Annotated in this window: 14 protein-coding genes; 10 read left to right on the top strand and 4 right to left on the bottom strand. The window is 65.4% G+C overall.

The window, feature by feature from the left end:
• Positions 1-69 precede the first annotated feature (69 nt).
• From F0A17_RS20040 to F0A17_RS20030, 3 genes are all read right to left on the bottom strand, one after another.
• Positions 70-318, bottom strand: a complete 249-nt coding sequence (locus F0A17_RS20040; RefSeq protein ID WP_149330143.1) for a YfhL family 4Fe-4S dicluster ferredoxin — start codon at positions 316-318, stop codon at positions 70-72.
• Between the two features lie 78 nt (positions 319-396).
• The gene (coaD, locus tag F0A17_RS20035; protein WP_149330142.1) at positions 397-876 is read right to left on the bottom strand and encodes a pantetheine-phosphate adenylyltransferase; all 480 of its coding nucleotides are present in this window, start codon (positions 874-876) and stop codon (positions 397-399) included.
• A 105-nt stretch (positions 877-981) separates the two neighbouring features.
• Complete coding sequence (locus F0A17_RS20030) at positions 982-2,859, bottom strand: beta-ketoacyl synthase (RefSeq protein WP_149330189.1); 1,878 nt, start codon at positions 2,857-2,859, stop codon at positions 982-984.
• Positions 2,860-3,188: 329 nt separating this feature from the next.
• Here F0A17_RS20030 and trmB point away from each other — a divergent pair, with 329 nt between their 5' ends.
• From trmB to aroQ, 6 genes are all read left to right on the top strand, one after another.
• Positions 3,189-3,902, top strand: a complete 714-nt coding sequence (gene trmB, locus F0A17_RS20025) for a tRNA (guanine(46)-N(7))-methyltransferase TrmB (RefSeq protein ID WP_149330141.1) — start codon at positions 3,189-3,191, stop codon at positions 3,900-3,902.
• Positions 3,899-4,231 carry a DMT family transporter gene (locus F0A17_RS20020; RefSeq protein WP_187774752.1) on the top strand — a complete coding sequence of 111 codons (333 nt, stop codon included), beginning with the start codon at positions 3,899-3,901 and terminating at the stop codon, positions 4,229-4,231. The genes trmB and F0A17_RS20020 overlap by 4 nt, the downstream gene beginning before the upstream one ends.
• Before the next feature lie 33 nt (positions 4,232-4,264).
• Positions 4,265-5,728 (top strand): D-alanyl-D-alanine carboxypeptidase/D-alanyl-D-alanine endopeptidase, encoded by a 1,464-nt coding sequence (gene dacB / locus F0A17_RS20015; protein WP_228716978.1) that lies wholly within the window; start codon positions 4,265-4,267, stop codon positions 5,726-5,728.
• A 56-nt stretch (positions 5,729-5,784) separates the two neighbouring features.
• A complete protein-coding gene (locus F0A17_RS20010) occupies positions 5,785-6,156 on the top strand; it encodes a diacylglycerol kinase (RefSeq protein ID WP_149330139.1) in 372 nt (123 codons plus the stop codon).
• 81 nt (positions 6,157-6,237) lie between these two features.
• A complete protein-coding gene (gene glnE, locus F0A17_RS20005; protein ID WP_149330187.1) occupies positions 6,238-9,216 on the top strand; it encodes a bifunctional [glutamate--ammonia ligase]-adenylyl-L-tyrosine phosphorylase/[glutamate--ammonia-ligase] adenylyltransferase in 2,979 nt (992 codons plus the stop codon).
• A gap of 37 nt (positions 9,217-9,253) precedes the next feature.
• The gene (gene aroQ, locus F0A17_RS20000; RefSeq protein ID WP_149330138.1) at positions 9,254-9,697 is read left to right on the top strand and encodes a type II 3-dehydroquinate dehydratase; all 444 of its coding nucleotides are present in this window, start codon (positions 9,254-9,256) and stop codon (positions 9,695-9,697) included.
• Positions 9,698-9,788: 91 nt separating this feature from the next.
• On the opposite strand, the gene F0A17_RS19995 is transcribed toward aroQ, so the two are convergent.
• Entirely contained in the window at positions 9,789-10,289 is a 501-nt protein-coding gene (locus tag F0A17_RS19995; RefSeq protein WP_149330137.1) for a DUF4142 domain-containing protein, read from the bottom strand.
• A 108-nt stretch (positions 10,290-10,397) separates the two neighbouring features.
• Here F0A17_RS19995 and napE point away from each other — a divergent pair, with 108 nt between their 5' ends.
• The 4 genes from napE (at position 10,398) to napA (ending at position 13,990) form a co-directional block, all read left to right on the top strand.
• Complete coding sequence (napE, locus tag F0A17_RS19990; protein ID WP_149330136.1) at positions 10,398-10,601, top strand: periplasmic nitrate reductase, NapE protein; 204 nt, start codon at positions 10,398-10,400, stop codon at positions 10,599-10,601.
• Positions 10,602-10,695: 94 nt separating this feature from the next.
• Positions 10,696-11,214 carry a ferredoxin-type protein NapF gene (napF, locus tag F0A17_RS19985; RefSeq protein WP_149330135.1) on the top strand — a complete coding sequence of 173 codons (519 nt, stop codon included), beginning with the start codon at positions 10,696-10,698 and terminating at the stop codon, positions 11,212-11,214.
• 3 nt (positions 11,215-11,217) lie between these two features.
• The gene (locus F0A17_RS19980; RefSeq protein ID WP_149330134.1) at positions 11,218-11,514 is read left to right on the top strand and encodes a chaperone NapD; all 297 of its coding nucleotides are present in this window, start codon (positions 11,218-11,220) and stop codon (positions 11,512-11,514) included.
• Positions 11,495-13,990, top strand: a complete 2,496-nt coding sequence (gene napA / locus F0A17_RS19975) for a nitrate reductase catalytic subunit NapA (protein ID WP_149330133.1) — start codon at positions 11,495-11,497, stop codon at positions 13,988-13,990. Before F0A17_RS19980 ends, napA begins: the two co-directional genes overlap by 20 nt.
• The last annotated feature ends 10 nt before the right edge of the window (positions 13,991-14,000 follow it).

Raw genomic sequence — 14,000 nt, 5'->3', positions numbered from 1 at the left:
CTCGGAGGCATGCGTACAGCCATGGCCACGGCGGCAAAGGCTCGGCGGCTTTCCTTGCGATCGGACACCTCAGGCGGCGGTGATCAGGCGGTACTTCACTATCAGCTCATCCTGGGTTTCACGACGCTCCGGGTCGAGGGGGATGCAGTCGACCGGACATACCTGTTGGCACTGCGGTTCGTCGTAGTGGCCGACACACTCGGTACACAGGTTGGGGTCGATGACGTAGATCTCCTCGCCCGCCGAGATGGCGCTATTGGGGCATTCGGGTTCGCAGACGTCGCAGTTGATGCACTCGTCGGTGATCATCAGGGCCATGAGGGCTACCTCGCGATCGGGCGGGCCGCGTCCGGCCGTGCCCAAGATAAAGCGGCTCGGGAATACCGAGTAATGCGGTCAGGTATTGTAATGCTTGCGCAGCGTTTCGGCGACCCTGGGATGCACCAGGCGCGACACATCGCCGCCGAGCTTGGCGATTTCGCGCACGATGGTGGAAGAGATATAGGAATTCTCCACTGCCGGAGTGAGAAAGACGCTCTCCAGCTCGGGGGCCTGGGCGCGGTACATGTTGGCCAGTTGCAGCTCGTATTCGAAGTCCGAGACCGCGCGCAGGCCGCGCAGGATGATGCGCGCGCCCTGTTCGGTCATCAGGTCGGTGAGCAGGCCCGAAAAGCCGATGACTTCGACGTTGTCGAGCTTGGCTGCGACCTCACGGGCCAGGGCGATGCGAGTATCGAGGTCCAGCGCGGGATTCTTGCCGGGGCTGGCCGAGATCGCCACTACCACCTTGTCGAACAGCAGCGAGGCGCGCTCGATCAGGTCGAAATGGCCATGGGTAATAGGATCGAAAGTGCCGGGGTAGACCGCGATTTTCATGGCGCTTGGCTCACTTGCACAGCTCAAGAAGGCTAGGCTTCATCTGAAAAGGAAACCTAGGGTAAACGTCGGCGAGCCAGCCGACAATGCCGGCCGGACGGGGTATCAGTCTTCCAGTTTGCCGAAGGGATTGTCCACCCTGAGTGACACCGGACGGGCATAGCCGGGGATACGGATGTCTTCGGCGTTGACGTCGAGCTCGGACCCTTCCAGGACTCCCTCGCCGAAGCGGTAGCGTGCCTGGTAGACGCCGCGGTCGGCGTCGGCCAGATAGGCCCGGGTCGCGTCACGGGTCGTCGCGCGCCGCTCCCGCCAGGCCTCGATGGCGGCTTCGCCGTGGCGTTTCTCCAGCAGGCGCTCGGTGACGGCCGGCGACAGTACCACGCCGGTGGCGTTGTTGCCCCCGAAGCCCTTGGCGTTGATGAAAGCGGCATCGGCGGCGAAGGGCATCGGCTCACGCGAGAAGCGCAGCCGCTCGGCATAGACGTCATCGGCGACGGCATCGAGAGTGGGAATGCCCGGCAGCAGGCCATAGGCGAAGCTGCCCAGTGCGTTGGTTAGTTGATCGCCGGCGGCGCTGCCCTGGGAGTGGCCGACGTAGGCCTTCACCGCGACCACAGGCCACGCCTCGATACCGTGGGCGCGAGCCACCAGATCGAAGACGTGGGATTCGGTGACGCGGTTCTTTGGCGTACTGGTGCCGTGGGCGTGGAGAAAGGTACGTTCGCGCAGCGCCCGCTCGCCGAGCATGTCGCGCGTCAGCGCGGCCGCCTTGCCCAGGGTGATGTAGTTGCCGATGCCGGGGGCGGAGATCGAACGCTTCCAGCCGTCGGCATTGACGAAGACGCCGGGTACACTGCCCAGTATCTCGGCGCCGACTTCCAGCGCCAGCGTGTCGTCGAGTAGCAGAACGAACTGGCTGGATTCGGCGATGGTGAAGCCGCAATTGCGCGCGAAGGGGCGGCAAGCGCGCTGATAGTCGGCGTCGGTGAGCAGCTCCAGGGCGTCCAGCGCCTTGAGGCTCTCGTCATCGGCCAGGGCCCCCATGGCGCGGAAGCCTTCGATGATCTCCGGCGTCACCGGGGCGTCGGAGGTCCCCACCATCACAGCGCGGCGCTGGCCGCTGCGGATGTCTTCGACACCCAGGCGCAGGTTGTAGAGAAAGCTGGCACAAGCGCCCAGCGCCGCGCCGGTACCGCCGACGCTGCCCAGCACGTAGGCGTTGAGAAAATCGGCGGGCATCTGGCCGTAGCCCAGCGGCATCTGCTTGGACGTGGCGCGATTGCCCGAGACGAAGCTCTTGAGCAATCCCCCCCAGCCCTCGTCGTCGAGCTGGCCGATGGAGTTACCGGCGTAGACGGCGACCTCGTCGGGATCGAGGCGGTCGCGCAGGCTCTCCCAGGACAGGCCGCTGCCGGCCAGGCAATCGCTGGCGGCGAAGATCGACATCGACAGCCCACGAGGGTGGTGCACGCTGCGATAGTAGCGGCTGGGGTCGAAGCCGCTGGGCAGTTGTCCAGCGGCTCGCACCTGGGCCGGACGGGCCTCGGGCAGCATTACGTCGAGTTCACCGGGAGGTACCGTGACTTCCAGTGTATGACGATCCAGCTCCCGCACCTGCCAGGTCGGCGGTAGACGCTCGGGAAGCTGGCGACGGCGGATACGAAAGACAAGCTCGGCGCCGAGTTCGAGGCTGGCACGCCGGTTGGCCGGCAGCCCCTCGTCGTTGAAGCGAGGGTCCTCGATGCGTCGGATCAGGGTATGGTCGAGCACCTGTCCGCGGCAGCGTTCCACCAGGCGGCTGGCCTCGATGCGCTCGCCGGTGGCATCGAACCAGCCCCCTTCCCGATGACTGCCCAGTCCCATCAGGGCGGCCAGCCCGAGCAGTAGGGCCTCCTGCTCGGCTTCGGGAAGGGCGTCGATCACGGTGCGACGAAATGCTTGATGGCCAGACGTACGACCGGCGGCATTGACGCCGCCCATGCCGACGATCACCGGTAAGTGTGACAAGCCGCTTTCCTCGTATGCTGTTCGTGCGAGTCATATTGTAGGTATGAGAGTGGCGATCATAGCACCCGGCTCGGGACGTCGTCATGGGCGCCCGGTGACGTGACCATCGACAATTGTGAAACGAACGTTTGAACTGTGTCGCGCGAAGCGCTATGCTGAACACGCTGTTTGAGTCATACGAGTGGGTATGTGGGCGCGCTCCCTGGAGCGCGCCTTTTTTTCGCCCGCTCTTCTCGCCTCCTCGCGTCGCCCGTCACGGCTGCTAGAATGGCCAGTTCGTCGTCCACACCGAACCCAACGCCATGCATGCCACGTCCCGCACCATCACGACCAATCAGCTCGGCCCACACAAGGATCTGGCGCGCCGCGTCGAGCGCGCTCTGCGCCATCCGCTGCGCAAGCCCGTGGCGGCGCATACCCGCGAGGCGTTCGCCAACTGCCTGAGCTGGCGTGCGCGGCAGGACGCGAATGGGGCGCGCCCGCTGATTCTCGATGCCGGCTGCGGGGTGGGGCTCTCCACTCGCCGCCTGGCGGAGCGCTATCCCGACCACGCGGTAATCGGGGTGGACCGCAGCGCCGCCCGCCTGTCGCGCGATCATGGCGCCATCGCCGACAACGCCTTGCTGGTGCGCGCCGATCTGGTGGACTTCTGGCGCCTGGCGCTGGAGGCCGGTTGGCAGCCGGCCCGGCACTATCTGCTCTATCCCAACCCCTACCCCAAGTCGGCGCGCCTCAAGCTGCGCTGGCATGGCCATCCGGTCTTCCCGGTGCTGCTGGCGCTGGGGGGACGACTGGAACTGCGCTCCAACTGGCGACTCTATCTGGAGGAATTCGCCCTGGCGCTGGCACAGGCCACCGGTGTCACGGCCACGGTGGAGCCCCATGCCCCCGGCACGAATTGCCTGACTCCCTTCGAGACCAAGTACCATGGCAGCGGTCAGTCGCTCTGGCGCTTGGTGGCGACGCTACCGCACGCGCCCGATCTGGTGCCCGCGGCGACGGAGGGGGAGGCGTGATGGCCTATCTCTACCTGGCACTGGCCATCGTGGCGGAAGTCATCGCCACCAGCGCCCTCAAGGCCAGCGACGGTTTCAGTCGTCTCGGCCCCAGCCTGGTGTCGGTGGTCGGTTACGGTGTGGCTTTCTTCCTGCTGTCGCTGGTACTTCGTACCGTTCCGGTGGGCATTGCCTACGCCCTCTGGGCCGGCTTGGGTATCGTCCTGGTGGCCCTGGTCGGCGTCCTGATGTACGGCCAGCGCCCCGACCTGCCGGCGGTGCTGGGTATCGCGCTGATCGTGGCCGGCGTGTTGGTGATACAGCTCTTTTCGCGCGTTACCGCTCACTGAGGACATCGTGAATTCACAAACGGAGCCGTTGGCATGACAGGTAAGGGGATGACCACGCTGCGCTGTCTGCTGCTGCTGGTCGGGCTGGCGCTGCCCCTGGTGGCGTCGGGATCGGGATTTACCGAGTTGAAGGGGCTGCTTGAGCGGGGTTTCCAGGTGGGGGCCGAGGCCCGCCTGCTGGGTGACGGCGCCCGTCCCGGCGAGGTGCTCGGCGCCATCGAGCCCCATCGCCAGTTGTCGCCGGCGTCGGTGACCAAGGCTTATCTGGCGGCGGCGGCGCTCGGTCGCTGGGGCCCACAGCATCGTTTCACGACTCGCCTGGTCAGCGACGCGGAACTTGACGAACACGGGGTGCTGCAAGGCGACCTGGTGCTCGACGGCGGCGGCGATCCGGCGCTGGCCAGCGAAGACCTGTGGCGGTTGGTACAGCGGCTGCATCAGCGCGGTGTGCGCGAGGTGGCGGGGCGTGTGGTGGTCAGCCAGTGGCGTTTCGGGCCGGTGGCCTGCATCACCACCGACCGCTGCCAGGCGCAATCGCGGGCGAGCAACAGCTACAGCGCGTTGCTCTCTTCGGCCGGCGTCAATCACGGCAACTGGTGCGTCAACGTGGCGCCGGGGGCGGCGAACGGCCAGCCGGCCCGGATCACCAGTTGCGACAGCCAGGCGCTGATCGTTGACGTCGACAACCGGATCGAGACGCGGGCGGCGGGAAGCGGTACCGAATTCAGCGCCGAGCGCATCACCCGCGACGAAACCGATACGCTGCTGCTGCGCGGCCACATGGCGCTCGACGCCGTGCCTCGTGATGTTCATCGGGCCAGCGGCGATCCCGCTCGGCAAACGGCACATACCCTGACGGCCTTGCTGAGGCAGGCCGGTATTGCGGTCCGCGAAGGTTACGTGACGACCGTCGCCGAACCGCCGACAGTATCGCGCTCACTGGCGAAGGTGGAGGGCAAGCCACTGCAGGAGCTGCTGCTGCGGACCATGAACTACTCCAACAATTTCATGGCCGACGTGCTGGCCCTCGGCCTGGTCGATACGCCCAGAGCCAACCTGCTGCAGGCGGGCGAGGCGATCCAGCATTACGTCGCCGGGCTGCCCGATCACGGCCCGCTGGTCATGCTCAGCGGCAGCGGCCTGACCACCGAGAATCGCACCTCGGCCCACGGTGCCAACGTCCTGCTGGAGAGCATGTTCCACCGACCGGCGCTGTTTCCTAGTTTCGTCGCCAGTTTCCAGGCGCCGGCCAATGGCGTCTCGCGCTTCATCCGCCGCGGGTCCTCGCTGTTCCAGCATCATGTCATGCTCAAGACCGGCACGCTCAACCAGCCGTTCGCCGTGCGTGCCGCCAGCGGCTATTTTCGTACCCGCTCGGGCCGCTGGGGCGTCTTCACGGTGCTGGTCAACGGGACCGCGAACACGCCATGGCTCAACTGGACCCAGGTGCTCGATCCCTTGGCGCGGGATTTGGAGCGCATGGTTGAGGCACACTGATGAGCGATTTCGCACCTTTCGGGAAGAGGGATGGCCAACGTGAGGATGGCAGCGCGATGAAACCGGAACATACCGGCTGGCGGCACCTGATCGATGCCACCGGCTACTCGCTCAAGGGGCTCAGGATCGCCTTTCGTCACGAGACGGCGTTTCGTCAGGAACTCGCCCTTTGTGCAGTGCTGATACCGCTGGCCTGGTGGATCGGCTCGGGGCCGGTGGAGTGGATCCTGCTGGTGGGCAGCTGCCTGCTGGTACTGATCGTCGAGTTGATCAACAGCGCCATCGAGAGCGTGGTGGATCGCATCGGCACCGAGCATCACGAGCTGTCGGGCAAGGCCAAGGACATCGGGTCGGCCGCAGTGATGCTGGCGCTGATGGCGGCCGGGCTGGCCTGGGGGCTTCTCGCCTGGCAAAAGTTCGTCGGCTGAGTGATGCGTTTCGGGGGGTGCCGGAGAACCGGCGCCTCCGATATGCTGGGACTCTATACGCCGCGACGAGACGTGCTGCCAATGGCTCTGCCCGACGACTTTCTGCCCGCCGCTGACATCCCTCCTCAGCTTGCCTCTGCCCTGCAGAAGGCCAGGCAGTGCTTGAGCGAGAGCCTGGCGCAGGCCGACAATCTCGCCGAGTTGACCGGCCAGGAACCGCCATCGGAGAACTGGCGGGCGCTGGATTTGCAGCGCCGCCGGGATCTGGCGCGGGTGCTGACCGTCTCCGATTTCGCCCTCGACACCCTGGTGCGTCATCCCGACTGGCTACAGCACCTCGATGCCAACGGCGAGCTGGAGGCGCCGCCATCCGCCGAGGCGCTCACCGCCTGGCTGGCCGATCGCCTGGAGGACGCCGAGGACGAGGCGGGGCTGCATGCCGCGCTGCGTCGCTTTCGCCGAGCGCGTATGCTGGGTATCGTCTGGCGCGACCTGACACGGCCGACGGGCATCGACATGTGGTCGACGGCCGCCTCGGTGTCCCGGCTCGCCGAGGTCTGCCTGGAGGGGGCGCTCGTCTGGCTCGAGACGCATCTCGAGCCGCGCTGGGGGCGGCCCTCGGCGCGTGCCGACGGTAGCGAGCAGCGGCTGGTGGTGCTGGGTATGGGCAAGCTCGGCGCCGGCGAGCTCAACCTCTCGTCCGACATCGATTTGATCTTTGCCTTCCCCGAGAACGGCGAGACCGAGGGCGGGCGAAAGTCGCTCGAGCATCAGGAATACTTCACTCGCCTGGGGCAGAAACTGATTGCCGCGCTCGATGCGGTGACTGCCGAGGGTTTCGTCTTCCGTGTCGACATGCGCCTGCGCCCGCTGGGCGACGGCGGCCCTCTGGTGGGAAGCTTTGCCTCGCTGGCGGCCTATTACCAGAACCAGGGTCGCGAGTGGGAGCGCTATGCCATGCTCAAGGCGCGGCCGGTGGCGGGCGACCTGGAGGCTGGAACCGAGCTGCTGGGCCATCTGCGCCCCTTCGTCTATCGTCGTTACCTTGACTTCGGCGCCATCGAGTCGCTGCGCGAGATGAAGGGACTGATCAATCGCGAAGTGAAGCGACGTGGCATGCAAGCCAATATCAAGCTCGGCCCCGGCGGCATTCGCGAAGTGGAATTCGTGGTCCAGGCTTTCCAGCTCATCCGCGGAGGACGCGATACCGAACTGCAGGTCACCTCGCTGCGCACCGCCCTCGAGCGACTGCCGGCACTGGGCCTGTTGCCGCCGGCGGTGATCGACGAGCTGCTTCCGGATTACGTCTTCCTGCGCGATCTCGAGCATGCGTTGCAGGCGCAGGAGGACCGCCAGACCCAGAACCTGCCCGACGACGATCTGGGGCGCGAGCGCCTCGCCCTGGCGCTGGGCATGGAGGACTGGCCCGCGGTGGTGGCGCGGCTCGAGGAGGTGCGGGCGCAGGTGCGCCAACATTTCGATGCGGTGATCGCCGATCCGGAGACGGAGCTCGAAGAGGAGAATGCGCCGAACGGCGCCGATGTGTCGCTCGACGATTGGCGTGAGCTGTGGCAGGCCGAACTCGCCGGCGACGAGGGTTGCGCGCTGCTCGATGAGGCCGGTTTCGCCGACCCCGCGACGGCGCTGCGGCGGCTGGCGACCCTGCGCCAATCGCGCCAGGTGCAGACCATGCAGCGCATCGGCTACGAGCGACTCGAAGCCCTGATGCCGCTGCTGTTGGATGCCGTGGCCGGCAGTGACACTCCCGACATTGCGCTCGAGCGGGTATTGCCGCTAATCGAGGCAGTGCTGCGACGCACCGCCTACCTGGCGCTGTTGCGCGAGAACCCCGAAGCGTTGAGCCATTTGATGGGGCTGTGCGGCGCAAGCCCATGGATCGCCGAGCAGTTGGCCCGTTATCCGCTGTTGCTCGACGAGCTGCTGACGCCGGAGACGCTGTACACCCCCGCCGACAAGGCGCGCCTGGCCGACGAGCTGCGCCAGGCCCTGGCGCGCATTCCCGAAGATGACGAAGAGGCTCAGCTCGAGGCGCTGCGTGTGTTCAAGCATGCCCACGTGCTGCGGGTCGCCGCCTCGGACATCGCCGGTACCCGACACCTGATGAACGTCAGCGATTACCTCACCTATATCGCTGAGGTACTGCTCGAGGCGGTGCTGACCATGGCCTGGCGCCATCTGGTGCGCAAGCATGGCCATCCGCAGCGTCGCGACGGCAGCCGCGCCGGCATCGAGCCCGAATTCCTGATCGTCGGTTACGGCAAGCTGGGCGGCATCGAGCTGGGCTACGGCTCCGATCTCGACTTGGTCTTCCTCCACGACGCCCATACTCATGGCGGCACCGATGGCCCTCGGCCCCTCGATGCTCCGGTCTTCTTCACGCGTCTGGGTCAGCGCATCATTCATCTGCTGACCGCGGTGACTCCGGCCGGCGCCCTTTACGAGGTCGACATGCGTCTGCGCCCCTCGGGCAACGCGGGGTTGCTGGTCGCGTCGCTGGACGCTTTCGCCGACTACCAGCGACGCGAGGCCTGGACCTGGGAGCACCAGGCGCTGGTGCGTGCCCGTGTGGTGGCCGGTCATTCGCGACTGGCGGAGGGTTTCGCCGAGATTCGGTGCGAGATTCTCGGTCGCGAACGCGACCGTGAGGCACTGCGAGCTGAAGTGGTGAAGATGCGCCAGAAGATGCGCGACCACTTGAGCGGCAAGAGCGGAGAGGGCGAGTTCGATCTCAAGCACGACCCCGGCGGCATGGTCGACATCGAGTTCCTGTGCCAGTATGCGGTGCTCTCCATGGGCCACGAGACCCCCGAGCTGCTCGAGTGGAGCGACAACATGCGTATCCTCGAGACTTTGGAGGCAACCGCTCGTCTGCCCGCCGAGGAGTGCCGACGGTTACGCGAGGCCTATCTGGCCTTACGCAGCGCCGCCCATCGCGCTTCGCTGACACGCGAGCCCGCCCGCGGCCGCGACGCGGACTTCAGGGCGCATCGCCAGGCGGTCATAGACGCCTGGCAGCGCCTGCTCGAGCCCGAATCATGATCGGATGTCGATTCCGCCACCACCCGATGGAGCCACGATGAACAAGGTATTGGTACTGCACGGCCCCAACCTCAACCTGCTGGGTACCCGCCAGCCCGAAATCTACGGCCGCGAGACGCTGAATGACATCAACAATGCGCTGTACGAGAAGGCCGCGGTCAACGGCTGGGACATCCGGGCGCTGCAGAGCCACCATGAAGGTGAGCTGATCGACGCGATTCACGCGGCGCGTGACGACGGTACCGCGGCAATCATCATCAATCCTGCCGCTTACACCCATACTTCGGTGGCGATCCTCGACGCCCTCAATGCCTTCGAGGGCAAGGTGATCGAAGTGCATCTCTCCAACGTGCACAAGCGCGAGCGCTTCCGTCATCACTCTTACGTCTCGCTACGTGCCGACGGTGTGATCGCCGGGCTCGGCAGTCAAGGTTACCTGGCCGCACTCGACGCGGTGATCCGGGCCGCCGAGCGCGCCTGAGGCAATCCTCGCCAGGTGCAGGGGGGATGCCGAGGGAGCCGATCGGCAAGTCTGCCATACGAAGTGGCCAACCGAGCGCACGATGGGTGACCTAGCGCAACGCCTGGATCAGCGCCAGGTGCTTGCGTAGCGCTTCGTGGGTCACCCGCAGGTGGTTGTCGAATTCGGTCAGCTCCGATTCCTCTTCAGAGCGCTGCCGTTCAAGATAATCGAGCGCCGCGGTGTGCAGGCGCTCCTGATACGCCAGGTAGGCCGCGTCGAAGGCTTCCCCCTCCTGCTGCTGCAGCGCTGCGTAGGCCTCGGCGTCATGGGCAATATCACCCGTTTCCACTGAAGCCTCCCCACCATCGGCCTCGGCCAGCCATTCATCGAGAATGGCATGATCCTGCCGCAGGGTATCGGCCAACTGCGCGATCTCATCATGCTCGGCCCGCTCCTCGCCCAGCTCCGCCAGCTCGGCCTGGTGTTGATGCAGGGCACGCAGGGCGGCGTTTGTCTCGCTGCGATCATCGCTCGCCAGCGCCAGTCCGCCCAGCAGGCAGAGCGACGCCGTCTTAGCGAAAAGCGAACACTTCGACAAGAAAGCTTTCATTTCTCACTCCGATTCTTTCCGCGGTGACGGGCTCGGTATGCGCCGGTTTGCGCGAATCGTCTTTGCTTCCTACGGTAGTACAAGACGTCACGCTTCGGTGCCAAATTCATGCCAAGAACGACCGACGAATGCGACACGCAGCACGAAATTAACCCTCATCAAGACCGTCAGCAGAAGAAGCGGGAATTACTGGTTTTTCTGTTTCTCGCTGGCGTCCTGTTTCCGGTCCTCGCCGTGCTGGTGGTCGCTGGCTACGGCTTTGCCGTGTGGATATTCCAGATGTTTACCGGGCCACCCGGGCCGCCGGGGTAACGAGGCTTCCCTAAAGGCTCTGGCAACAGAGCAGCGAAAAAAAGAATCCATTACGTGACAGCAAGAAAAAGCAATGGGCTCCAGGGGAGACGACATGGGCGTGAATCCATCACGACGGGCGCTGCTGCGTGGACACCTCGATGGCTCCCCTGCACTGCGCCCGCCCTGGGCACATGACGAGCCGCTCTTTACGAAGAATTGCAGCCAATGCGGCGACTGCATTCGTGCCTGTGAGACGGGCATCATCACGCGCGACAAGGCCGGGTTTCCCCGGATCGATTTTCAGCACGGCGAGTGCACGTTCTGCCGTGCCTGTGCGGATGTCTGCGCAGAGTCGGTCTTTCGCGATGCCGAGCGGGAGCCGCCCTGGTCACATGTCGCGACGATCGGCCGGGCATGCCTGGGTCTTCAAGGCGTTTACTGCCGAAGCTGCGGTGAGAGCTGCGAAGCCGGCGCGATCCGTTTTTCGTTCAATGCGCAGCGTGTTCCCGAACCTACGGTGGATGGCGAGGCATGCACCGCCTGCGGTGCCTGCGTGTCGGTATGCCCCACGCAGGCGATGGAAGTCGGTCCAGCTATCACGCATACCAGCCAACCACAGTACCCAGGATGAGACATGAACGCTCAGGTGCATATATCGAGCCTCGTCGTGCAGCTCCGGCCTGAACGTATCGAGGAGATCGGCTTGTACTGCCAGGCGCATGATGGGGTCGAGGTTCACGCCACGGACCCGTGCGGCAAGATGGTGGTGCTGCTGGAGACGGCGGGGCAGCGCGAGATAGTGGCATTCATCGAGGGACTTCAGCGAGCGCCCGGCGTGCTGTCGGTGAGTCTGGTGTATCACCATGCGGAGAGCGCCGAGGAACTGGATAAGGAGAGGGAGGAGGTGAGCGATGACGCTGACGCGACGTGACTTCATCAAGGCCTCGGCGGCGGCGACGGCCAGCGCGGCGGCAGGAATCAGCGCAACGGCCCAGGCGCAGAACGTCGTGACCGACGCCAGCCAGTCCCAGTTGAAATGGTCGAAGGCGCCGTGCCGTTTCTGCGGCGTGGGCTGCGGGGTCAACGTGGCGACACGCGACAATCAGGTGGTCGCCACCCACGCCGACATCAATGCCCCGGTCAATCGCGGCGTCAACTGCATCAAGGGCTATTTCCTGTCCAAGATCCTGTATGGCGAGGACCGGCTCACCCAGCCGCTGCTGCGCAAGATCGACGGCGAATACGACAAGAACGGCGAGTTCACTCCGGTGAGCTGGGACGAGGCCTTCGACGTCATGGCCGAGAAATACAAGGCGGTGCTGCGCGAGAAGGGCCCGCAGGGCATCGGCATGTTCGGTTCCGGCCAGTGGACGGTGTGGGAGGGCTACGCCGCCAATAAGCTGATGAAGGCCGGTTTCCGCTCCAACCATATCGACCCCAACGCGCGCCACTGCATGGCGTCGGCGGTGTTCGGCTTCATGCGAACCTTTGGCATGGACGAGCCGATGGGCTGCTACGACGACATCGAGGCGGCCGATGCCTTCGTGCTGTGGGGGTCCAACATGGCCGAGATGCACCCCATCCTGTGGACCCGGGTGACCGACCGTCGGCTCTCGGCGTCGCACGTCAAGGTGGCGGTGCTCTCCACCTTCGAGCACCGTTCCTTCGAGCTGGCGGACATGCCGATGGTCTTCACGCCCCAGGCGGACCTGGCGATCCTCAACTATATCCAGCGCTACATCATCGAGAACGACCGGGTGAACTGGGAATTCGTCGACAAGCACGTGCGCTTCATGGAGGGCAACGTCGACATCGGCTATGGACTGCGCCCCGAGCATCGTCTGGAGCTGGCCGCCGAGAACGCCAAGGACGTGGCCGGCGCCCGCGACATCGACTTCGAGCGCTACCGCGAATTCCTGCAGCAGTACGATGCCGACACCGTGACCGAGCTTTCCGGCGTGCCCAAGCGTCAGCTCGACCAGTTGGCCGAACTCTACGCCGACCCCGACACGCGCGTGATGTCGTTCTGGACCATGGGATTCAACCAGCACACCCGTGGGGTCTGGGCGAACAACATGATCTACAACATCCATCTGCTCACCGGGAAGATATCCACGCCGGGCAACAGTCCCTTCTCCCTGACCGGTCAGCCTTCGGCGTGCGGCACCGCGCGGGAGGTCGGTACCTTCTCTCACCGGCTGCCGGCCGACATGGTCGTGACCAATGCCGATCACCGTCGCTTCGCCGAGAATGCCTGGAAGGTGCCGGAGGGCACCATCCAGGAGCAGCCAGGCGCGCATGCCGTGTTGCAAAACCGCATGCTCAAGGACGGCGATATCAACGTCTACTGGGTGCAGTGCAACAACAACGTCCAGGCGGCGGCCAACCTGGTCGAAGAGACCTACCCCGGCTACCGCAATCCCGACAACTTCATCGTTGTCTCCGACGCCTACCCCACCGTGACCGCCGAGCTGGCCGACCTGATCCTGCCCGCGGCGATGTGGGTCGAGAAGGAGGGCGCCTACGGCAATGCCGAACGGCGCACCCAATTCTGGCACCAGCTGGTCAAGGCGCCCGGTGAAGCGCGCTCCGACCTGTGGCAGTTGATGGAATTCTCCAAGCGCTTCCAGATCGAGGAGGTGTGGCCGGAGAAACTGCTCGAGGCCAACCCGGCGTACCGCGGCAAGTCGATGTTCGACGTGCTGTTCCGCAACGGCCAGGTGGATGCCTTCGGCCTCGACGAGCTCGACGAAGAGTACGACAACGACGAGGCCCGACACTTCGGCTTCTACGTGCAGAAGGGGCTGTTCGAGGAGTACGCCAAGTTCACCCGCGGCAAGGCCCACGATCTGGCCCCGTTCGATCGCTATCACGAGGAGCGCGGCCTGCGCTGGCCGGTGGTCGACGGGCAGGAGACGCTATGGCGCTACAACGGCGAGTACGATCCCTATGTGGAGGAGGGGCGCGACTTCCAGTTCTACGGCCACAAGGATGGCCGCGCCGTCATCTACGCCGTGCCCTACGAGCCGCCCGCCGAATCGCCTGACGAAGAGTTCCCCATGTGGCTGGTCACCGGCCGGGTGCTGGAGCATTGGCACTCCGGCTCGATGACCCGGCGCGTGCCCGAACTGCACCGCGCCTTCCCCCAGGCGGTGGTCTACCTGCATCCCCAGGACGCCCGCGAACTGGGCGTGCGTCGCGGCAGCGAGGTGCGCATCGTGAGCCCTCGCGGCGAGATGCTCTCCCGCGTCGAGACGCGTGGGCGCAACCGCATGCCGAGGGGACTGGTGTTCGTGCCCTGGTTCGATGCCAGTCAGTTGATCAACAAGGTCACGCTGGACGCCACCGATCCCATCTCCAAGCAGACGGATTTCAAGAAGTGCGCCTGCCGGATCGAACCGGCCTAGGGGGGAGGAA

The sequence above is a fragment of the Billgrantia pellis genome, assembly GCF_008297955.1.
Classification (GTDB): Bacteria; Pseudomonadota; Gammaproteobacteria; order Pseudomonadales; family Halomonadaceae; genus Halomonas; species Halomonas pellis.
This window is presented reverse-complemented; position numbering and strand designations above follow the sequence as displayed.

Bases quoted from the DNA above. Each gene is read 5' to 3' on its own strand.
- F0A17_RS20040 (WP_149330143.1), bottom strand. From the start codon at position 318: ATGGCCCTGATGATCACCGACGAGTGCATCAACTGCGACGTCTGCGAA.
- coaD (WP_149330142.1), bottom strand. From the start codon at position 876: ATGAAAATCGCGGTCTACCCCGGCACTTTCGATCCTATTACCCATGGC.
- F0A17_RS20030 (WP_149330189.1), bottom strand. From the start codon at position 2,859: ATGGGCGGCGTCAATGCCGCCGGTCGTACGTCTGGCCATCAAGCATTT.
- trmB (WP_149330141.1), top strand. From the start codon at position 3,189: ATGCATGCCACGTCCCGCACCATCACGACCAATCAGCTCGGCCCACAC.
- dacB (WP_228716978.1), top strand. From the start codon at position 4,265: ATGACAGGTAAGGGGATGACCACGCTGCGCTGTCTGCTGCTGCTGGTC.
- F0A17_RS20010 (WP_149330139.1), top strand. From the start codon at position 5,785: ATGAAACCGGAACATACCGGCTGGCGGCACCTGATCGATGCCACCGGC.
- glnE (WP_149330187.1), top strand. From the start codon at position 6,238: ATGGCTCTGCCCGACGACTTTCTGCCCGCCGCTGACATCCCTCCTCAG.
- aroQ (WP_149330138.1), top strand. From the start codon at position 9,254: ATGAACAAGGTATTGGTACTGCACGGCCCCAACCTCAACCTGCTGGGT.
- F0A17_RS19995 (WP_149330137.1), bottom strand. From the start codon at position 10,289: ATGAAAGCTTTCTTGTCGAAGTGTTCGCTTTTCGCTAAGACGGCGTCG.
- napE (WP_149330136.1), top strand. From the start codon at position 10,398: ATGCCAAGAACGACCGACGAATGCGACACGCAGCACGAAATTAACCCT.
- napF (WP_149330135.1), top strand. From the start codon at position 10,696: ATGGGCGTGAATCCATCACGACGGGCGCTGCTGCGTGGACACCTCGAT.
- F0A17_RS19980 (WP_149330134.1), top strand. From the start codon at position 11,218: ATGAACGCTCAGGTGCATATATCGAGCCTCGTCGTGCAGCTCCGGCCT.
- napA (WP_149330133.1), top strand. From the start codon at position 11,495: ATGACGCTGACGCGACGTGACTTCATCAAGGCCTCGGCGGCGGCGACG.